This window comes from Pseudoalteromonas sp. SWYJZ98 (assembly GCF_015864495.1).
In the GTDB taxonomy this organism is placed as follows: Bacteria; Pseudomonadota; Gammaproteobacteria; order Enterobacterales; family Alteromonadaceae; genus Pseudoalteromonas; species Pseudoalteromonas distincta.
On the sequence record NZ_JADYXA010000004.1, the window covers coordinates 147,708 to 168,653 of the forward strand.

At 39.6% G+C, this 20,946-nt stretch carries 16 protein-coding genes and 1 pseudogene; 4 read left to right on the forward strand and 13 right to left on the reverse strand.

Features of this window, described 5'->3' with window-relative positions; all coding sequences use genetic code 11:
- The gene (locus tag I6F10_RS04790; RefSeq protein ID WP_002961438.1) at nt 1-993 is read left to right on the forward strand and encodes a response regulator; all 993 of its coding nucleotides are present in this window, start codon (nt 1-3) and stop codon (nt 991-993) included.
- On the opposite strand, the pseudogene I6F10_RS04795 reads toward I6F10_RS04790, so the two are convergent.
- Both I6F10_RS04795 and I6F10_RS04800 read right to left on the reverse strand, forming a co-directional pair.
- Nucleotides 990-1,423: pseudogene (locus I6F10_RS04795) on the reverse strand (VOC family protein). The gene I6F10_RS04790 and the pseudogene I6F10_RS04795 overlap by 4 nt on opposite strands.
- Before the next feature lies 1 nt (nt 1,424).
- Entirely contained in the window at nt 1,425-2,081 is a 657-nt protein-coding gene (locus I6F10_RS04800; RefSeq protein WP_024606578.1) for an HD domain-containing protein, read from the reverse strand.
- 140 nt (nt 2,082-2,221) lie between these two features.
- On the opposite strand from I6F10_RS04800, the gene I6F10_RS04805 reads away from it, so the two are divergent.
- Entirely contained in the window at nt 2,222-3,412 is a 1,191-nt protein-coding gene (locus I6F10_RS04805) for a class I SAM-dependent methyltransferase (RefSeq protein WP_002961441.1), read from the forward strand.
- Between the two features lie 30 nt (nt 3,413-3,442).
- On the opposite strand, the gene I6F10_RS04810 is transcribed toward I6F10_RS04805, so the two are convergent.
- From I6F10_RS04810 to I6F10_RS20135, 11 genes are all read right to left on the reverse strand, one after another.
- Nucleotides 3,443-3,739 (reverse strand): PilZ domain-containing protein, encoded by a 297-nt coding sequence (locus tag I6F10_RS04810; RefSeq protein ID WP_007581065.1) that lies wholly within the window; start codon nt 3,737-3,739, stop codon nt 3,443-3,445.
- 9 nt (nt 3,740-3,748) lie between these two features.
- Entirely contained in the window at nt 3,749-4,129 is a 381-nt protein-coding gene (locus I6F10_RS04815) for a response regulator (RefSeq protein ID WP_197098518.1), read from the reverse strand.
- 75 nt (nt 4,130-4,204) lie between these two features.
- The gene (hrpA, locus tag I6F10_RS04820) at nt 4,205-8,092 is read right to left on the reverse strand and encodes an ATP-dependent RNA helicase HrpA (protein WP_197098519.1); all 3,888 of its coding nucleotides are present in this window, start codon (nt 8,090-8,092) and stop codon (nt 4,205-4,207) included.
- A 194-nt stretch (nt 8,093-8,286) separates the two neighbouring features.
- Nucleotides 8,287-9,318: an isoaspartyl peptidase/L-asparaginase family protein gene (locus I6F10_RS04825; protein WP_029752414.1), complete on the reverse strand. Its 1,032-nt coding sequence runs from the start codon at nt 9,316-9,318 to the stop codon at nt 8,287-8,289.
- A gap of 127 nt (nt 9,319-9,445) precedes the next feature.
- Nucleotides 9,446-10,150, reverse strand: coding sequence for a SapC family protein (locus tag I6F10_RS04830; protein ID WP_197098520.1), 705 nt, complete (start codon nt 10,148-10,150; stop codon nt 9,446-9,448).
- 335 nt (nt 10,151-10,485) lie between these two features.
- On the reverse strand, nt 10,486-11,196 hold the full coding sequence (gene pgl / locus I6F10_RS04835; RefSeq protein WP_024606581.1) for a 6-phosphogluconolactonase: 711 nt from the start codon (nt 11,194-11,196) through the stop codon (nt 10,486-10,488).
- A gap of 2 nt (nt 11,197-11,198) precedes the next feature.
- Nucleotides 11,199-12,671 (reverse strand): glucose-6-phosphate dehydrogenase, encoded by a 1,473-nt coding sequence (gene zwf / locus I6F10_RS04840; protein ID WP_197098521.1) that lies wholly within the window; start codon nt 12,669-12,671, stop codon nt 11,199-11,201.
- Nucleotides 12,672-12,937: 266 nt separating this feature from the next.
- Entirely contained in the window at nt 12,938-14,584 is a 1,647-nt protein-coding gene (pgi, locus tag I6F10_RS04845) for a glucose-6-phosphate isomerase (protein ID WP_197098522.1), read from the reverse strand.
- A gap of 400 nt (nt 14,585-14,984) precedes the next feature.
- Nucleotides 14,985-17,240, reverse strand: coding sequence for an aminotransferase class V-fold PLP-dependent enzyme (locus I6F10_RS04850; RefSeq protein WP_197098523.1), 2,256 nt, complete (start codon nt 17,238-17,240; stop codon nt 14,985-14,987).
- 135 nt (nt 17,241-17,375) lie between these two features.
- Nucleotides 17,376-18,452, reverse strand: coding sequence for an AI-2E family transporter (locus tag I6F10_RS04855; RefSeq protein ID WP_024606584.1), 1,077 nt, complete (start codon nt 18,450-18,452; stop codon nt 17,376-17,378).
- On the reverse strand, nt 18,445-18,663 hold the full coding sequence (locus tag I6F10_RS20135) for a hypothetical protein (RefSeq protein WP_024597627.1): 219 nt from the start codon (nt 18,661-18,663) through the stop codon (nt 18,445-18,447). The genes I6F10_RS04855 and I6F10_RS20135 overlap by 8 nt, the downstream gene beginning before the upstream one ends.
- Before the next feature lie 145 nt (nt 18,664-18,808).
- On the opposite strand from I6F10_RS20135, the gene I6F10_RS04860 reads away from it, so the two are divergent.
- Nucleotides 18,809-19,474, forward strand: a complete 666-nt coding sequence (locus I6F10_RS04860) for a hypothetical protein (protein WP_197098524.1) — start codon at nt 18,809-18,811, stop codon at nt 19,472-19,474.
- Between the two features lies 1 nt (nt 19,475).
- Nucleotides 19,476-20,933, forward strand: coding sequence for a M48 family metalloprotease (locus I6F10_RS04865; RefSeq protein ID WP_182675746.1), 1,458 nt, complete (start codon nt 19,476-19,478; stop codon nt 20,931-20,933).
- Nucleotides 20,934-20,946 lie beyond the last annotated feature (13 nt).

The following is a 20,946-nucleotide window of genomic DNA, read 5'->3' on the forward strand; positions in this document are numbered from 1 at the left end:
ATGGATTTTACGACAGATAGGCCACGGGTATTAATTGTTGACGATGAGCCTGCAAATCTAAAAGTAATGCGCGAAGTGTTAGGTAATCAATATCGTATGTCGTTTGCTAAATCGGGTGATGCCGCGCTAGCACTACTTGAAAAAGAACTACCAAAGCTAATTTTGCTCGACATAATGATGCCAGATATGAATGGCTTTGAAGTGTGCCAAATTGTTAAGAGAAATCCTAAAACATCACATATCCCAATTATTTTTGTAACTGCGCTTGGCGATGAAAGCGATGAATACAAAGGTTTTGAGTTAGGTGCAGTAGATTATATTACTAAACCAATAAGCCCTGCCATTGTAAGAGCAAGGGTTAATACTCACTTGTCGCTAGTACAAGCAGAGCAATTAAAGCAAGCTCATGTAGATTTAGTGGAACGTCTAGGCCGTGCAGCGGAATATAAAGACACCGACACGGGTGAACATATTGTGCGCATGAGCCAATACAGTAAAGTATTAGCGTTAGCACTCGGTATGGATGAGCAACGAGCAGAACTTTTACGTCAAGCTGCCCCAATGCACGATGTAGGAAAAATAGGTATTCCTGACGCTATCCTACTCAAACCTGGAAAGTTAACCTCTGAAGAGTTTGATCATATGAAAGAACACGCCACCATTGGCGCGCAAATTTTAGCAAACTCATCATCTCCTTTACTACAACTTGCACATACGCTTGCAATTGAACACCACGAAAAATGGGATGGCTCAGGCTATCCTAACGGGATCAAAGGCGAAGAAATATCAGTTGAAGGTAGAATTGTTGCTATAGCTGACGTATTTGATGCACTTACCTCAAAACGCCCTTACAAAGAGGCTTGGAGCGTAGAGAAAACAGTTTTGCATATGCAAGAGCAAGCAGGAACTCATTTCGATCCCGCTCTAATCGAACTATTAGTAAAAAACTTAGACGATATTATTGCTATAAAAAATGCAAATCAAGAAAGCTAATTCTTTTTAGCACTGTGAGAGCCAAGCTCAATATTTGGGTAATAAGATTTTATATAACGATAGTCATGTGACGTAATTTCATGGCTATTGCCACTTTCGTCTTTAAAGTACATAGAAAACGTTACACCATGATCTGCTAAAACTACTTTTATATTTAAACTCTCAAGATGAATACGCCATTGAATAAATTGATCTCCTGAGGCCAAAAATGCAATCCCTTTACTGCGCCCCTCTCCTTCAAACAATGCTAAACGAGTGGTTGAACAAGCATCTTCAAGCGTTAAAGGGCCTCGCCCATGCTCATTCCAAAAGGTAAGCTCTGGCACTACGCTAAAACCTGTTCATACCACTTAACGGCATTAGCTAAGTTATCAACATTTAAATGGCAATGATCAATGCCAGATAATTTCGGTATGCTTGTATTATTCACGTTACTCACCAATTTCTGACTTTAATTGCTCTAAAAACTCATGCATATACCTTGTTCGTCTATTCGCCTCTGCTTTAGCTGATGGGGTATTCATACTATCGGCAATATGTAATAACTTTATGAAAAAGTGATCAAGCGTGTATGTTTTATCATCAGCCACGCGTTCAACACAAAAAGGGTCATTTGGGTTATATAATAACCGAGAAATTGAGCCACCAACCTTCATGCACCGGCTAACGCCAATAGCGCCCAATGCATCCATTCTGTCGGCATCTTGTACTATTTGCGCTTCAACTGTTTTAATTTTTATATTTGCGCTGAAGCTATGTGCTGCAATTGCATGATGAATCTCATCAAAAAGTGACTCGTCATAATTAATCGATTTTAAAAAACCCAATGCCTTATCAGCTGCCATAGTAGAGGCTTTTGCACGATCAGGGTGGTTTTTAGCCACCGCCACACAGTCGTGCATCCACGCTGCAGGTAATACTACTGACATGTTTGCCTGCTCCGCATTACATAACTGTATTGCAACGCGCACCACTCGCTCTATATGAGTAATGTCATGAGCAACATCGGCATGCACTAAAGAGGCGATAAACCCTCTACATTGTGAGTTAAGTATTTCTAAATCAGGGCTTAAAGCGACGTCAGACAAAGTTAGGTTCCAAAAAGCTAATTAATCAATGAATTATCCGTACTTTACCGTGCTTTATGCCCCCCTTGCAAAACATTCATTGTATGTTGCTCCTTGCTTGACTAAAATACAGCGCTTATTTATTACTACTGAGAAGCCTTATGTCATCTGCCGTTTACCTACAAGCTGGTCGCGATAAATCATTAAAAAGAAAACACCCTTGGTTATTTTCAAAAGCCATCAAAAAAATTAAAGGTAAACCTGGATTAGGCGACACAGTAACGATTCACGACAGCGAAGGTAAGTTTTTAGCAACTGCTGCGTATAGCCCTCACTCACAAATTCGTGCACGTGTTTGGAGCTTTGACGAAAAAGAAGTCATCGATCAACACTTTTTTGAACGCCGTTTACGTCGCTCATTAGAAGCCCGTAGTCAAGTTATTGAAGAAGGCGGATTAACAGGGTTCCGCTTATGTGCTGCTGAGTCTGATTACTTACCAGGCGTTACAATAGATAAATTTGACAACGTATTAGTGTGCCAGCTATTAAGCGCCGGTGCCGAGCGCCATAAAGGCGAGATTGTAGGCGCATTGATGTCTATTTTCCCCGGCTCTAGCATATATGAGCGTTCTGACGTAGATGTACGTACTAAAGAAGGCTTAGAACCAATTAAAGGCGCACTTTGGGGGAATGAACCAAAAGAGCCTGTGCTTATTGAAGAAAACGGCTTAAAAATCGAAGTTGATATAATTGAAGGTCACAAAACAGGATTTTACTTAGATCAGCGTGACAGCCGTGCTGCACTTGAGCGCTTCTCAAAAGGTAAAACGGTCCTTAACTGCTTTAGTTACACAGGTACATTCTCGTTGTATGCCCTGCGTGGTGGATGTGAGCATGTAACTAACGTAGATGTATCGCAACCCGCTTTAGATACAGCAAAACGTAATGTTGAGCATAATAACTTAGATTTAAACAAAGTGAGCTTTGTTAAGCAGGATGTATTTAAATTATTACGCCAATACCGCGACGAAGGTAGACAGTTTGATACCATCGTAATGGACCCACCAAAATTTGCTGATAATAAAGCGCAGCTAACGGGCGCGTGTCGTGGCTATAAAGATATCAACATGATTGCCATGCAAATACTAAAACCAGGCGGAACACTATTAACATTCTCATGCTCTGGTTTAATGGAACAAAACCTGTTTCAAAAAGTAGTAGCCGATGCAGCACTTGATGCAGGTAAAGACCTACTGATAATGGAGCGATTAAACCAGGCAGCCGATCACCCAATTGCTGGCAGCTACCCTGAAGGCTTTTACTTAAAAGGCTTAATCTGTAAGGTTTTTTAATATCTACTATTGAGTTTAACTGAATTCGATTTAGTTAAACTGAATGATTTCAAGACCTGCTGTTACCGTGCCATCATCTTCTTTGCTGGCACGTATTACTTTTGCTGTTGCATTTAAAGGCGCAATACTTGGATGAGTCGAATCAATGTTCACCGTCAGTAAGGTATTAGGTTCAAGCAATTCATCTAAATGAATTGATAAACCTGTTGCACTTAAATCCACGCACTCTGCGGCAAAACTTAAACCCGCTATTGGTTCTATCGTTGTTAAATTTGCAGGAGTGTTAATCTGCATGCGTCTAAAATTTCGCTTATCATCAGTAAACATATGTTACCTCTAAACAACCGTGTTAATTTCTTCCAACAAAACACCCACTGAAAATGGCTTTACAACATACGCGTTACAACCAGCATCAAACCCTGCTTGTTTTTCAGATGGGGACTCTAGGCCCGATACCATAACAACAGGAATATTTTTTGTTTCAGGTGTGTGCTTTAGCATTCGGCATGTATCATAACCATCAAGACCAGGCATACAAACATCAAGCAAAATTATATCTGGCGGACTCGCAATTGCTGACGCAAGGCAGCTTTGCCCTGAATCTGCGTAACTAACATCAAATTTCGACGCTAGTGCGGCTTTGAGCATTTCAAAATTAAAATACTCGTCATCTACCACTAAAAGTCGCTTTGTTTTATGTTCAATCGATGAGGACATAACTATGTCGCTTCCTTTTCAAAACAAAAATAAATCCTTCTATTAAGGTACTAAGCTTAATAGAAAATGCAAGTTTTATTCTATCTCTTTTGTCGCATTAAGTACCCGCTTGGCTGAAATTGGGTAAGGCGTTCCTAGTGTTTGAGCAAATAGCGACACCCTAAGCTCCTGTTGCATCCAAAAAATAGCGGTTACCTCTTGTGGTATAGGCAACCCTTTAGGCGTTTTATTAACTACTTTTTTATACTCTTGCGCAACTTTATCTAGCTCTAGTACGCATAACCTATCACGATTTGGATCCACAGGCAGCTTTTCTAAACGTTTTTGAATCGCTTTTAAATAACGAATTAAATCCGCTATTTTATCTGCGCCATGCGCGCTCACAAAACCTTTAAATATAAGTGACTCAAGCTGTGACTTAATATCGCCGTGCGCGGTTATCATGGTTAAATCAACGCGCCCTTTCATTTTTTTATGCAGGGCATGAGCAATACTTAATACTTGCTCAACTTGCGTTGCAATCGATACAACGGCATCGCCCAGCTCACCACGTATTTGCTCTTTTACTGTTTCAAATGCTTTTTCGTCGCGTATATCACCGTGTTTTACTAATAAGCTATCAACACCTGCGGCAATACAGTCATCAATTAAATCAGCTATTTTACCAAATGGGTTAAAGTACAAACCTAGCTTTGCCTTATTCGGTAAGTTTTGTTGTAAGTACTTAATTGGCGATGGCACATTTAATAGTACTAAACGGCGCAAACCTTGTTGATGTGCTTGCTGCGCTTTTGCTTCGCTATCAAAAAGCTCCACTGCAGCGGCTGATTTTTTATCCACCAGCGCAGGGTATGCTTTTATCTCATATTGACCTTGCTTTTTAACGTATGAAGCGGGTAGCTCACCAAAATCCCATTGTGTTAGGTCTGATTTTTCAATGCCTTTATCGGCTACTTTAGACAGTGTTTCGGTTACTTCACCTTGCAGCTCTGCTTTGAGCTTGGCTAAATCAAGTCCTCGTGCAAGTAACTTATCGCTCTCATCACGTACTTCAAACTGTAATCGTAAATGCGGTGCAAGCGCGGTTAAATCCCATGCCTCTGGATCAACTCTCACACCTGTCATTCTTAATAAACGCGTGGCTAAAGCATCAATTAAGCTACCTTGCATTGGCTCAATAGCTGCCAGCACTGCATCAGCATAATTTGGTGCTGGCACAAAATTACGACGAAGCGATTTAGGCAATGACTTTATAAGCCCACTTATTAGCTCATGCCTAAATGCAGGTATGTGCCAGTCAAAACCACTTTCTTGTACTTGATTTAAAAGCGCTACTGGTATTTGTACCGCAACGCCATCAACTGCTTGGCCTGGATCGAAATGATAAGCAAGCGGCAATATAATATTGTCTTGCTGCCATGTGTCAGGGTAGTCAAACTCAGTGATATTACTTGCACCATGCTGCATTAGCTCTTCACGAGTCATGTGTAGGTAATGCTTATTTTGTTGTTTTTGTGTTTTATACCATTTTAAAAATGCAGCGCGGTTGTTAATTTCTTTGGGTATTTTTTTATCGTAAAACTCAAATAACGTTTGCTCATCAACTAAAATATCACGACGACGTGACTTATTTTCCAGAACTTGAATATCTTCTATTAGCTCACGGTTAAACGCTAAAAAGCCCTCGTTTAAGCCCAGTTCTTGCTCCACTAATGCAGTGCGCACAAAAAGCTCTCGACTCACTTTAGGGTCTATGTTGCTATAAACACAGCGGCGTTTATTTACAACAAGTAAGCCGTATAAAGTTTGCTGTTCAAACGCGATTACCGCACCTGGCTTTTTCTCCCAATGAGGTTCTGTGTAACTACGTTTAACTAAGTGCTGTGCTAATGGTTCTACCCAGTTAATGTCTATTTTTGCATTTGTGCGGGCATATAACTTACTTGTCTCTACCAGCTCCGCTGACATGATCCATTTAGGGCTCTTTTTAAATAAACCTGAACCCGGAAAAATATGAAACTGACTATTACGTGCGCCTTTGTATATTTGTTTTTCATCTTTAAAGCCAATATGGCTTAGCATCCCGCTTAACAACGCTTTGTGAACAAGTTCGCCATCAGCCGCTTGGCTGGTTGCTTTCATGCCCATTTCGTTACACACAGTACTTATTTGATAAACAATATCTTGCCATTCACGCAGGCGCATATAGGCTAAGAAGTCTTTTTGACACAACTTTCTAAATTGGCTATTAGTCAGCTCGCTTTGCTGCTCTTCTAGGTAATTCCATAAGTTTAAAAAAGCGATAAAATCAGAATCTGGATCATCAAAACGACCGTGTTTTTCATTGGCAGCAGCACGTTTTTCCTGTGGGCGTTCACGTGGGTCTTGAATAGACAACGCCGCCACAATAATAATCACTTCACGCAATGCGCCAAGTTTATGGGCTGTTAGCACCATTTTTGCTAAACGTGGATCAACGGGTAATCGACTAAGCTCTCTGCCCGATTGCGTTAGGCTGGTTTTACTATCGCGTTTAGCTGGTTTGACCGCTTGTAGCTCTTCAAGCAATGTTAGGCCATCATTAATATTGCGGCTATCTGGTGCTTGTACAAACGGAAATTGCGCCATATCACCAAGCCCTAGCGCCAACATTTGTAAAATAACAGACGCAAGGTTAGTACGCAGTATTTCAGGGTCGGTAAACTCTGGGCGCGATAAAAAATCATCTTCAGAGTACAACCTAATACAAATACCCGCTTCAACACGTCCACAACGACCCATACGCTGATTAGCGCTTGCTTGCGATATTGGCTCTATTGGTAAGCGCTGTACTTTTGTACGATAGCTGTAACGACTTATACGCGCAGTACCTGGGTCTATTACATAACGAATACCTGGCACGGTGAGTGACGTTTCGGCTACGTTAGTCGATAAAATAATATGACGACGAGAATGCGGCGCAAATATACGGTTTTGCTCTGCGTTAGATAAACGCGAGTAAAGTGGCAATACATCGGTGTGTTTTAAATTACGCTTGCTAAGTGCATCTGCGGTATCGCGTATTTCACGCTCACCATTTAAAAATATGAGAATATCGCCAGGGCCTTCAGCGCACAGCTCATCAACGGCATCAAAAATACCTTGTAGCTGATCGCCCTCCGCTTCCATATCATCTTTATTAATATCAGTAATAGGGTTGTAGCGCACATCAACAGGGAAAGTACGACCCGATACTTCTATAATGGGCGCATCATCAAAGTGCTTTGAAAAACGCTCAGGATCGATAGTCGCTGAGGTAATTATTATTTTTAAATCAGGGCGTTTTGGAAGCAGGTTTTTTAAGTAACCTAAAATAAAATCAATATTTAAACTACGCTCATGCGCTTCATCAATAATAATCGTGTCGTATTGATTTAAAAAACGGTCTTGCTGAATTTCAGCCAGCAAAATACCGTCGGTCATTAATTTAATATACGTATTATTAGATACCTGATCGCTAAAACGAATTTTAAAGCCAACTTGCTGACCAAGTTCACACTTCATTTCTTCAGCAATACGATTAGCCACAGTACGCGCTGCTAATCGACGTGGTTGCGTATGACCAATTAAACCATCAACACCGCGACCAAGCTCTAAACACATTTTAGGTATTTGCGTTGTTTTACCTGAGCCCGTCTCACCGGCAATAATAACCACTTGGTTATTTGCAATGGCGTCTTTAATTAATTCCTTTTTTTGACTTACCGGCAATTGCTCAGGGTAAGTCACTTTAGGGAGGCCAGCTAAGCGTTTATCGCGTAATTCTTGGCTACGGGTTATATCAGCCGCTATTTTTTCAAGCGCGTTGGCATGCTTGTTTTCATCCGTTATTTTTTTTACGCCATGTAAGCGTTTCTTGAAAATGAATTGATCTTTTTTTAAGCACGTTTTTAGCTCGCCAAACAACTGACCTAGGTTTACCACCCGCATACCTTATAAAATTAGTTAAAGAGCCGTAATTGTATCAAATTAAACGGCTGGGGTTAATCCTACAAAATGCATAACGCGGGGTTGTTTGTTATATAAACGCTGCTATTGAACTAAACTGTAAATAATAAATTTATTTTAAACAATTATTTTCAGGGCTAACTACATTGAATAAATTAAATGACGTTGGCTTATTCGTCACTAAAAATGCCTACGTAGGTCGCTTGAGTATTCGATTTACTTGCCCGATACATGCCAGAGGTATTAAACGGTAAGCTAATATTACCTTTTGTATCAATAATAATTACGCCGCCTGTGCCACCAATAGGCTTAAGCACACCGTTTATAACTTCATCCCCTGCCTCAGCAATGGTTTTACCTTGGTACTTAACTCGCGCACATATATCGCTTGCTACGTTATAGCGAATAAAGTATTCACCATGCCCTGTTGCCGATACCGCGCACGATTCATTTTCAGCAAATGTTCCGGCCCCAATTACCGGTGCATCCCCCACACGACCATAACGTTTTGCGGTCATACCACCTGTTGATGTACCTGCCGCTAAATTACCATTTTTATCAAGCGCCACTGCGCCAACCGTGCCCATTTTGTAAGAGTTAGGTAATGCTTTGTGCGCGGCTTGGTACTCTTTACTGGTTGCTTTGGCTTTATCTAATTTTTGTTTTGCTTTTAAAAGCGCTTTGTAACGAGGCTCGGTATCAAATAAGTTATTTTCGACAAGCTCAACACCTTGCTCTTTAGCAAACTCTTCAGCGCCTTGCCCACTAAGCATTACATGTACAGAGTTATCCATTACCAAACGTGCTAAGTTAATTGGGCTCTCAATATGCTTTACACCCGCAACTGCGCCTGCTTCACGGTTTCGACCATCCATTATGGATGCATCAAGCTCATGCCCGCCATCGTAGGTGTATACCGCTCCACGCCCTGCATTAAAATAAGGGGATTGCTCTAATACTGCAATTGCTGCAATTACCGCATCTAAGCTTTCGCCGCCTTGGTGTAATACTTTATAACCTGTCTCTACTGCTTGCGTTAATTTTGCACGATACTCTTTTTCTTGAGCGGGTGTAAATCGTGCTTTTTCAATTGTCCCTGCCCCACCATGAATCGCAATGGCAAAAGGAGTCTCTGCAGCTACTGCGCTATTACTTAAAGCAACAAAGCTGCTCGCAAAAATCGCTAATAATGGTGTTTTCATAATGAGTTCTTTTATGGGGAAGTTATAAACTAATGTGAATGGTTACGGACTTAATTTCAACTAAAGTGAGTTTAATGGCATAAAAAAAGCGCCTTAAGGCGCTTTTTAAAATTTTACGTGTTTGTAATTAAGCTTGTTTAGCTTTTAAACGCGCTAAACGTGCTACTTGGTGAGTAGACGTTAAGAACGAGTAAATTGGTGCTAAGTAACCACGTTTACGAAGCTCTAAGAAATCAGCATCGCTTAACTCATTTAGTTTTTTCTCATCGATAAGGTAAATACCGTTGATGTCTTTTTTCTCGCCTTTAATGTCTACTGTTAGCGTTTGCGCAATTAGTAGCTCTTTATCAGCAAGGAATTTAGTGAACGCTTCAGTTACTTGAGAAAACTCAATAAATGATACTAGCGCTTCTTTACGACGTTTTAGGTAATCTGTTTCTTCGCCGTTTTCAAATAATGCATTACCTTCGTCTTCACCAACAAGCGTACTTGCTTCGTCAATTACGATACCGTATTGATCTTGATCTGGGTGTTTAACTAAACCCAGTGGGTAACGAGTAGATGCCATAGGTGCAAATGCTGCAGTCCATTTACCATCTTCTACAAAAAGGTTTTCGCCTGGCTCTAAGCCAAACATAGCAACTGCTTGAAAAGTGCCTGTTTCGTTATTTTTAACGAATGACATTGGAAACTCGTTTGCTACACGTGCAAACTCATGTGCAACTACTGGCACTAAGTGTTGAGTTTTCATGAATTCTACATTGATGCCGTTTTGAATTTTAGTGTTGGCATGTTTTTCGTTGTGTAAAGGCTGTACTTGTTGCTCCGCCATGTTACTGCTCCGTTTATTTTAATTTATATGTTTCATTGTTAATGCCTTTAGGCTAATGCTTTTGAGCTAAAAAAGGAAGGGAAACTTTTATGACAACAACCATGAAAAAATAAAATTTAACTAAATCTGAACGTTGCTAAAAAACATACAGCTCAAACTCATAAATTTTGTTCAAAAACAACACACTTCGTGGTTGATTTTAATACAAATCAAAGTTATTCATTAACATTGGTTAACAGTTCAAAGCTATTTTTTGCAGTGTTTGGGCTTAAATTTAATCAAATAAAAAAGGCCGCTTATATAAGCGGCCTTTAAAAGTTAAATTGGCATCTAAATTAAGGCGCCCAATATACTTCAATATTTATACTTGGGTGATTAAGCACAGCGCGAAGTGGCATGTCATTAACATCGCCGCCCGCTTTTGCTTGCTTATAAACAGCGAGTTTTTCTTCACCGCTAATTAAAAGCTTAACCACTTTAGATTGCGCAATGGCATTTAACGTAAGCGTCATTCGCTCAGTAATACTACCCGTCACATCACTTTGTATCGCATTAATTGCACATACTGTTTGCTCAGTTGTTAAACCATGCTCTAAACCGTCTGCATTTGGGAATAACGACGCTGTATGGCCATCTGGGCCCATACCTAAAATAGTTACATCATATGGGCTTTTTAACTCGCTATAAGCCGCTTCACACTCTTGTGCGCCCTGTTGAGCCGTTGCTGCAGCGTTCTTCATAGTAATAAAGTTTGCAGCACTACCATGATTTTGTAATAAAGTACTTTTAATAAATGCTTCATTACTTTTTTCATGGCTTGGGTCTACCCAACGCTCATCAACCATAGCAACATCAACATGTTGCCAATCTAAATCAAGTGTTGACAAATGCTTATAAGCGGGCGCAGGAGACGAGCCACCCGACACCATTAATACAGCACGGCCATCGTTTTTAATGCCATCACGTAATGATTGCTCAAGCGTTGCAGAAAGCTCAGCTGTTAACGCGTCTTTATCATCAAAAAACTTTTCAACTAGTGTTGCCATGCTTATACCTTATCGCCTGTGTTAAACCATACATGATTGTTTTCTGCCAATAATTCATCAGCATCATCAGGTCCCCAGCTACCAGCACGGTAAAGCGCAGGCTTACCTTTGTCTTGCCAACGGTCGATGATTGGATCAATCCACTTCCACGCTTGACGAACTTCATCACGGTGAATAAATAACGACGGGTTATCAGCAGCGGCATCAAGCATTAAACGTTTGTACGCATCTGAGTGGAAACCATTGCTGTAAGCTTGTGAAAGCTCAATATTCATTGTTACTGGCTCAAGTTGCATTTGAAGATTATCAAGGCGCTTAGACATAAGCGTTAGTTGAATTGTTTCCTCTGGCTGCAAACGAATAACAAGACGATTTGGCTCGATATTACCCACGTTATCTTCGTAGATATTGTGAGATACTTTTTTGTATTCAACCACAATTTCTGCACAGCGCTTAGCCATACGTTTACCCGTACGAAGGTAAAATGGAACACCTGCCCAGCGCCAGTTATCGATATGCGCGCGAATAGCTACAAACGTTTCTGTTTTACTAGAACCTTCATTTAGCTCTTCTAAGTAACCCGGTACAATTTTACCGTTTAAGTCACCTGGTACGTATTGACCACGAACAATATTTTCATCAACATCACCATCTACAAGCGGGCGGAGTGCTTCTAATACTTTTAGTTTTTCGTTACGAATGCTGTTAGCGTTAAGCTTATTAGGCGACTCCATTGCAACTAAGCAAAGTAGTTGTAATAAGTGGTTTTGAACCATGTCACGAAGTGCACCGGCTTTATCATAAAAACCAGCGCGGCTTTCAAGACCAACCGTTTCTGACAAGCTAATTTGAATATTATCAATAGATTTAGCATCCCACATATTTTCAAACAATGAGTTTGAAAAACGCAGCGCCATTAAGTTTTGTACTGTTTCTTTACCTAAGTAATGGTCAATACGGAAAATTTGTTCTTCATTAAAAAACTCTGCAATTTTTCCATTAATTGCTTCAGCAGAATCACCGCAATAACCAATTGGCTTTTCAACAACAACGCGTGATGTAGGTGTAATTAAACCTTTAGTCGATAATATTTCACAACATGTGCCGTAAACAGCAGGCGGAAGCGATAAGTAAAACACGCGAGACTTAGTGCTTTCGTGCTCATCTAAAATGCCTTTTAGCACATCCCAGTTGTCGTCTGCTTCTGTAACATTACTTACCACTGGCACTAAAAAAGTAGAAAACGCTTTCCAATCTTTAGCGTTAAACTCACCTTTGCTTAAAAATTCTTGTAATGCTTTATGCACTGTTTCTATGTATTCAGCACGTTTCGATTCTTCGCGCACTGTTGGTAGGATACGTGAGCCTTCAGGTAAGTTACCTTCTTGATATGCTCTGTACATTGCAGGTAGCAATTTGCGTAACGCAAGATCACCACCACCCCCAAAAATTATAATATCAAAAGGATTAAGCATAGTTACTCTCTACGTTGTGATACCCAGTACATTTTGTAAATGCGCGGGTATGCCTATTTATTGCTAGATTAGATGGCTTTTATAGCTGTATTTAAATAAAAGCCTGCTGAATTGTTCTGTATCGATGATTTATTATTGTTTATCATTGCGCTTATTAAATGAGCCTTAGGGGCCCTGTATCTCCTCTCACAAAAATACAGACCCTAAGCACTCCAGCGCTACCCGTTCAAAGGTACTCGGTTTACTTACTTGCGTAAGCGAATTTTTTACTGCGTACGGTTTTGTTTATAGTACGCCATTAAGCCGTTTGTAGAACTATCATGAGCGTGTTTCACGCTATCATCAGTGAGTTCACTCTCAATTTTAGATGCTAAACCTTTACCCAGCTCTACACCCCATTGGTCAAACGAGCATATTTCTAAAATAATGCCTTGGCAAAATATCTTATGCTCATACAGTGCAATTAAACGGCCCACTGTTTTAGCATCTACTGTATCTAATAGCATAGACGTTGTAGGACGATTGCCTTGATGAATTTTATGATTTAATAACTCATCAATCTCTGCTTGCGATTTACCCTTAGCGGTTAAATCAGCTGTAACTTGCGCTGCATCTACACCACTCATCATCGCTTCTGTTTGTGCAAAGAAGTTCGATAATAAAATATCGTGATGCTTATCAACATTCACTTGTGGCTTAACTGATGCAATAAAATCTGCAGGTACAATTACATTACCTTGGTGTAAACACTGATAAAAGGCATGCTGACCATTAATACCCGTCATGCCCCAAATAATTGGAACCGTAGTATAAGGTACCGTTTCGCCTGCAAAGTTAACGTGTTTACCGTTACTTTCCATTTCGCCTTGCTGTAAATACGCAGGCAACATATGCAGTGCTTGATCGTACGGTAATATAGCTTGCGCTGTATAACCTAAAAAGCTCGTGTTCCATACACTAAGCAATGCCATAATTAATGGTATATTTTGCTCAAACGGCGCAGATTTAAAGTGCTCGTCTATTTCAAACGCACCTTCTAAAATTGCTTCAAAGGCGTCGTAGCCTAAATATAAAGCAATTGGTAAGCCTATCGCACTCCAAAGTGAAAAGCGACCGCCAACCCAATCCCACATAGTGAATACGTTTTCGTCGCTAATACCAAAGGCTGCCGTTTTTTCTAAATTTGTACTTACTGCAACAAAATGCTTCGCAATTGTACTTTCATCTTTTGTTGTTTGTAAAAACCAGTCAACCGCCGTTTTTGCGTTTGTCATGGTTTCTGACGTCGTAAATGTTTTTGACGAAATAACAAATAATGTTTTTTCAGGGTCAATGGCTTTTAATATAGACGAAATCTGTACACCGTCAGCATTAGATACGTAGTGAACATTTAACGTATCATCAGCAAGTGCTTTTAATGCCTCAGTTGCCATTTGTGGACCAAGGTTAGAACCACCAACACCAATACTTACAACATCTTTTACCGCTTTGCCGGTATAGCCTAACCATTTACCGCTACGAACTTTTTCTACAAACACTTTAATTTTAGCTAACTCGTTGTCTACGGCTTGTGTCACGTTTTCGCCATCAACAATTAATGGAGTGTGAGCACGATTACGAAGTGCCGTATGCAAAACTGAGCGATCCTCAGTGATATTTATTTTTTCACCGCTAAACATTTTATCGCGCCACGATGCAATATCGCATTCTTTAGCAAGCGACATTAAGTTAGCAAAAACATCATTATCAATAAGTTGCTTAGAATAGTCGAATAATACGCCTGGTACTTGAGTAGAAAACTGAGAAAAGCGCGTGTCATCTTGTGCAAATAACGTTTTTAGATGTGTTTGTTTCATCTTAGCTGCACTTTGTTCTAGTGCTTGCCAACTTGCTAGTTGCGTTCGGTTAGACATGGAAATATCCTCTATTTTTTTCAATCAATTGATTTAAAAATGTTTTTTATAAAAGAAAAACTCTTATTACTACTTATTCACACTAAATTAAAGCGCAAATAGTATAACTAAAAATGCAAAAAAAGTGCTGTTTTTATAATTTTATGTGCAGATGATAACGCAATTTTTAGCTTTTGACACCGGTATCATAAAAATTTTATAAATTAATTTACCTGTAATTTTAAAGGCAACGGCATAGCTTAATCAATCAAAATGAAATATTAATGAATTTTTATAAGCGCTGCTAATTACTTTTCATAGTTATTCACTAATTACTGTAATTGTTTGCCTTGCAAACAATTAAACCTTAAAAACAAAAAATCGGCTCTAAAGCCGATTTTGTATAAATTAAAATCTTTGCTTAATTACTAAGCGCTAGCCCACCACTTAGGTTATAAACCGTTTTGTATCCTAGCTGCATTAAATTGCTCGCAGCAATCTTTGAGCGGTTACCACTGCGGCATAATAAAATATATTTGTTATTTTTACTTAACTGCCCTTCAAATACCGCATTTGCCATTCTGCTAAGCGGTATATTTAATGTTTTTTCATCTAGCGTATTAAATAACTGAGCAACATGATTTGCTCCATGTTCATACGGCTCCCGAGTATCTATTAAATATGCATCGCTGGTGTTTAACATTGCTTTAGCGTCATCAAAATTTAATTGCTGTGTATCAATCTCAGGCAATGCATTTACATAACCACACAATTGCGTGTTATTTACTTGCTTTGAAGCGTCGTGCTGCTGCTTTTGTATAGTAAATTCATCAACTGAAATACTGCCGCTTACTAACGCATTGAGTAATGGCGTTTGGTTTTGTTGTACAGCCCAGTTCATGGCAAAACATTGTTGGTAGTCGTGCCCTGAGCAAATAATGCTGGTGCCATTAAGTTGCTCGCTTATTGCTAAAATAGAGCGTGCCATTGCTTTTGCATCCCCACCTATAAGCGATGTATTGCCAAGCCCTGCAGGCAAAATTAAATCACCACAAAAACAATAACGCGTTTCGCCATTACTATTTTTTAATAAATAACTTACGCTATCTTTGCTGTGCCCAGGTGTCGCTACTTTTTCAAGTACGTCATTTGCTAAGCTAATACTTTCTGCATTTAGTGGCCAACCTAAAGCATCAACCTCACCTTTTACAACTCTTGATGCAAGAACGCTGGTTAATAAATTAGTCGCTGACTCTCGCTCTTGATGCAGATGAGTATTAAGCACCGCTGATATAGTTAAGTTTTGTGTATTGGCTATTTTTTCAAAGCGCGGAATAAGCTCAACAATCGGGTCTATTATAACTGCGCGCTTATCATCGCTTACATAAAGCCAACTACATGCTCCTTGGTGCCTAAACTGAGTAAGGCCAAGTGCGCACACTTCTTGTTGTGGTGTAGTGCTATCAGATACAATTAAACAGTTAGCCTGAAGTATTGCTTTAAGAGCGCGAATACGCACACAAGCATCATCAATATCGTGTTGTGTTGCCGCAGGTCCAAACGATAGCCTAATCGCGTTTTCGCTTTGCCACTTACTTGCACCCATTGCATCTAAAACAAAACTTGTTGATGCGCCCGTACTACAAGCCGAGCCACCACTTACGCGAATGCCCGCAGCATCAAATAAATCAATCACTTCTTTGCTCGTTAAATCGTTTACCGCAAAGTTAAGTGTGGTAGGCACGCTATAAGCAAAATCATGATTGAATGTAATATCGCCAAAGGTGTCTTTTATCGCGCTTTGTAACTGGCTTCGATAAGAGTTAAGTATGCTAATTGGTTTAAATGTATCGTCTGATTTATCAAGCAACATACTAAATAGTTTATTTAACCCTGCAATACCGGGTAGATTTTCGGTGCCTGAGCGCATTCCACTTTCTTGACCGCCACCCGCTATAAAAGGTGTGTACGCACTGCCACTACGAATATATAAAAAGCCAATACCTTTAGGTGCGTAAAGCTTATGCCCCGAAAAAGGAGCGTAATCAATAGTTGTATTACTCAGTGCGAGCGCTTGTTTACCGAGTGCCTGCACGCAATCCACCATCCACGATACATTTTTGTTACGGCTACGAATTACCTGCTCTATAGCGGGTAAATCTTGATATACACCGGTTTCGTTATTAACGGCCATGGTGCAAATCATCAAAGCGTTATTAATATGCTCTGCGATAAAATCTAAATCTAAAATACCGTTACTATCAACCGGAATAGCAAGCACCTCAGCATTAACGTCAAGTACGCTATTCCAGTGCTTGAGTGTATTTGGCACCGCTTTATGCTCAGTAGCGCCATATAATAATACAGGGTTTTTAATAGACTGCTTTTTAGCATTAATTAATGTAGAAACCACCGCAGTTTGAATACCCTCCGTTGCACCAGAGGTAAATAGGATATCGCCATTAGTTGCGCCAATAACCGTGCGTGCCTTTTGACGTGTTTGTTCTAATAAATGCTTGGCTTGAATACCTGTGATGTGCGGGCTTGAAGGATTACCAAAACATATTTGCATGGTATGAGAAACAACATCAGCAATACAAGGCAACACAGGGGTCGTTGCATTTGCATCAAGGTAAACTTGTTTTACTGGCTCATCGTGCAATAAAAACTCAGACATTAAAAAACGCACCTTATTACTAAAAAATATATCTTATTACCAATAGTACATAAATTTACAGGTAATGAGTAATAATCAATTAGCACTAGAGGTGCGTTTACTATGCTTTTTTAAACTAAAAGTCTGTTTGCTTAACTATTCACTGAGCTCTTTGCTGATCTCTTCGTGCGTTGACGACCAAGCTGTTATTAGCGCTTTTACTAATGAGGCCAGTGGGATGGCAAAAAATACGCCCCAAAACCCCCATAAACCACCAAAAAATAATACCGCGACAATTATAAATACCGGATTTAAATCAACTGCCTCAGAAAACAACAGCGGTACAAGTACATTGCCATCAAGCGCCTGAATAATTCCATAAATAATTAAAATGGTCCAAAACTGCGTTTCTAATCCAAACTGAAACAGTGCAACTGCCGCTACCGGAATAGTGACGAGTGCCGCGCCAATAAATGGAATTAATACCGAAAAGCCAACAAGCACACCAAGTAAAGCTGCATAGCGCAAATCTAAAACAGTAAATGCAATGAAAGACACACCACCAACAATTAAAATTTCGAATACTTTACCGCGAATGTAATTCATAATTTGTTGGTTCATTTCGTTCCACACTTGTAAAATCAAGCGTCGTTGCTGCGGGATCAGTTTAGCTATACTCCCTGTCAGCTCCAGCTTATCTTTAAGCATAAAAAACACCAGTAACGGCACAAGTACCAAATATATAAGCCAAGCAACAACATCTTTTAAAGACGTAAGTGAAAACGATAACACCGCTTGACCAAACTCAATAATTTTAGCTTCTACGGTTGCAACAATAGCTTGTACTTGTTCTATATTAATTAAACTTGGGTATTGTTCAGGTAAAGCCATTAAATAAGACTTCCCCTGCTCTAGCATATGCGGTGTTTCTTGCACTAAGTTACTGGTTTGCTTCCAAAGCACTGGGCCAATAACTAAAATAAGAGTGAGCATAATGCTAATAAATATCAACATTACAATAATTGTTGCAGTAAAACGTTTTAAGCCAACACGCTCTAAATGAACAACCGGCCAATCTAGTAAATAAGCGATAACCAGTGCAACAAGCACAGGAACAATTAACGCGCCAAAAAAGTAAAGTAAGGCAACTGATACCAATAATAAAAATAATAAAGTAGACGAATGAGGATCCGAGAACTTCCTTTCGTACCATGTTTTTACGTATTCAAACATGTAATGGCTCCACTAATAACAACCCACGTTGTTTATCAAAATTGTAACTATAAGCATTTTTTTGCAAAAAACGTTCAATGTCGTTCGCACTTTCACCTTTATTAAGACTAAAAGTGATGCATTGTTTTGATGACTGTGCACTTCGAAGCGCAAGCTTGAACTGCACAAATTGCTGAGGACACTTAAACTCTTTTAAATCGCGCTCTACCATAACTACTTTATCCGTATAGTAAATGAATAATAAGTCGCATATTTACAGTCTACGTATTTATATACTCAAACCGTTGTAACTTTTTGTTAAAACAATTCCTGCAATAGTTTATCCTTATAACATAACTAGCAGTAAGGATAAGTTAATGCCTGGCACGCATAATAAAGCGCAACTACCAAGTAATCCAACACTCAAAGAGATTAATTGGTTTAAAAAGCAGATTAATTGGGGCGAACTACCTCCTTTTTATCACCTTGTTGCCTCATCAATAAGCGAATCAGAAGGAATTTTAGATCATGGGTTCGACAATGCAGTTAAACAACTTTTAGATAAACGCAATTGGAACTTAGATTTACTAGAAGGCTATGAAGATAACTTTGGTGAAATACATACCAAACATAAGCCACGTATTGCGCTGCACCAAGTATTTACCGACAGAGGCTTTGAGCTATGGGCACAGCCTTATGCTAAAGATGTTATTGTTGATCAATACATAAAAAATAATCGCTTTATGGAGTTTAGAGTGTGGGACCCACATTCAATGAAAAACTTGATCAGAATAAGTCAGTTACATAAGTTTATTGGCTTTTATTTTGAACGAGGCGACAAAGCAGATAAAGCCATTATTTTACATGCACACAAAGTAGTACATAAAATTATTACTTTTTTGCAGCGAGAATTGAACGTTGTAAAGCTTGATGGAGTCACAATAAAAGAACTGTACCAATTGTGCGAAAAAGACAGCCGTGCAAGCAGTGACGAAATAGACATAGCCAAAATTGCAATTGGCGAACAAATTAACAAGGAATAAAATGCAGCTAAAATCAGCATTTATCACTTTATGCAGTGCTGCGCTTACGTTTAGCTTATTAATAAGCGAACCTTTAAAAGCGCAAACCAACTTTACGCTTCCTGATTTAGGAACATCTGCATTACAAGCACTGCCACTCGAAAAAGAACAAGCCATTGGCGAAGTAATGATGATGCAAATACGAGGCTCATCACCAGTAATAAATGACCCAGTGCTTGATGAGTACCTCACAACTATTGGCCGTAAACTCGTTGCTAATGCTAATGACGTGCGCTTTCCGTTTTCGTTTTTTTGGATAAACAACTCAGAAATAAATGCCTTCGCCTTTTATGGCGGCCATGTAGGCGTACATACAGGGTTAATAGCTCAAGCCGATAACGAGAGTCAGTTTGCCTCAGTGCTTGGTCACGAAATTGCTCACGTGACACAGCGCCACTTAGCACGAAGAATACAACAACAGCAAGATAACAGCGCGCTGACTATTGCCGGTATGATAGCTGGAATATTAGCAACCGTTGTTGCACCAGATGCGGGTATTGCGATTATATCTGCCAGCCAAACACAATCTGCTTTTAGTCAGTTAACGCATAGTCGCTCAGCCGAGCAAGAAGCTGACCGCATAGGCATGCAAACGCTTAACAATGCAGGCTTTGATGCACGTGCATCGAGCGAATTTTTAACTAAACTTGCCGCGCAAATTCGTTATAAATATAAACCACCTGCGTTTTTACTTACTCACCCATTACCAGAGAGCCGAGTATCTGATGTACGTTTGCGTGCAGAGCAATTTCCTGTGCGTCATATGAATGCCAGTCTTGAGTTTAATTTAGCTAAAAGCCGCGTGCTTGCGCGCTACGACAACAAACCAGAAAACGCCGAAGACCTATTTAGAAAACGACTTCGCGAAAATAGCTACGATAACACCGCTTTAAAGTACGGTTTAGCTATTAGCTTACTTGATCAAAAAAAGCTTGATGAAGCAGCCCCAATACTAGATGAGCTTTTAAAAAACGATCCTAAAAACCTATTTTATATAGATACCCATACCGATTTACTCATCGCGCAAAAAAAGGCAGATGAAGCCGTAAAATTTTTAGCTGATTTAAATCAGTATCGCCCTAATAATCAGGTGATTACGCTTAACTATGCCAACGCAGCACTTGAAGCTGAGCAATATGAACTAGCCGAAAATATTTTGAAGAGTTTTTTACTCGAAAAGCCAGCTCATAACCTAGGCAAGCAACTTCTTGCTGATGCGTATAAAAAACAAGATAAATTAGCCTCATATCACGAAGCGAACGCCGATGTATTGGCTCAATACGGTGCTTATTTAAAAGCCGCAGACGAAGTACAAAAAGCACTTAACTTCGTAGAGCCAACTGAACTTGTAAAGCAACAACGTTTAAAAGCACTACTTACCCAGTATCGACTTTTACAAAAAGAGCTTGCAAGACTTTAAGTCTGCAAGCGCT

Excerpts from the sequence above, each read along its gene's own strand:
- pgi (WP_197098522.1), bottom strand. The coding sequence starts at position 14,584 with ATGTCTAACCGAACGCAACTAGCAAGTTGGCAAGCACTAGAACAAAGT.
- I6F10_RS20135 (WP_024597627.1), bottom strand. The coding sequence starts at position 18,663 with ATGGTAGAGCGCGATTTAAAAGAGTTTAAGTGTCCTCAGCAATTTGTG.
- I6F10_RS04830 (WP_197098520.1), bottom strand. The coding sequence starts at position 10,150 with ATGGCGGAGCAACAAGTACAGCCTTTACACAACGAAAAACATGCCAAC.
- I6F10_RS04825 (WP_029752414.1), bottom strand. The coding sequence starts at position 9,318 with ATGAAAACACCATTATTAGCGATTTTTGCGAGCAGCTTTGTTGCTTTA.
- I6F10_RS04815 (WP_197098518.1), bottom strand. The coding sequence starts at position 4,129 with ATGTCCTCATCGATTGAACATAAAACAAAGCGACTTTTAGTGGTAGAT.
- I6F10_RS04855 (WP_024606584.1), bottom strand. The coding sequence starts at position 18,452 with ATGTTTGAATACGTAAAAACATGGTACGAAAGGAAGTTCTCGGATCCT.
- I6F10_RS04790 (WP_002961438.1), top strand. The coding sequence starts at position 1 with ATGGATTTTACGACAGATAGGCCACGGGTATTAATTGTTGACGATGAG.
- I6F10_RS04805 (WP_002961441.1), top strand. The coding sequence starts at position 2,222 with ATGTCATCTGCCGTTTACCTACAAGCTGGTCGCGATAAATCATTAAAA.
- I6F10_RS04810 (WP_007581065.1), bottom strand. The coding sequence starts at position 3,739 with ATGTTTACTGATGATAAGCGAAATTTTAGACGCATGCAGATTAACACT.
- pgl (WP_024606581.1), bottom strand. The coding sequence starts at position 11,196 with ATGGCAACACTAGTTGAAAAGTTTTTTGATGATAAAGACGCGTTAACA.
- zwf (WP_197098521.1), bottom strand. The coding sequence starts at position 12,671 with ATGCTTAATCCTTTTGATATTATAATTTTTGGGGGTGGTGGTGATCTT.
- I6F10_RS04865 (WP_182675746.1), top strand. The coding sequence starts at position 19,476 with ATGCAGCTAAAATCAGCATTTATCACTTTATGCAGTGCTGCGCTTACG.
- I6F10_RS04860 (WP_197098524.1), top strand. The coding sequence starts at position 18,809 with ATGCCTGGCACGCATAATAAAGCGCAACTACCAAGTAATCCAACACTC.
- I6F10_RS04850 (WP_197098523.1), bottom strand. The coding sequence starts at position 17,240 with ATGTCTGAGTTTTTATTGCACGATGAGCCAGTAAAACAAGTTTACCTT.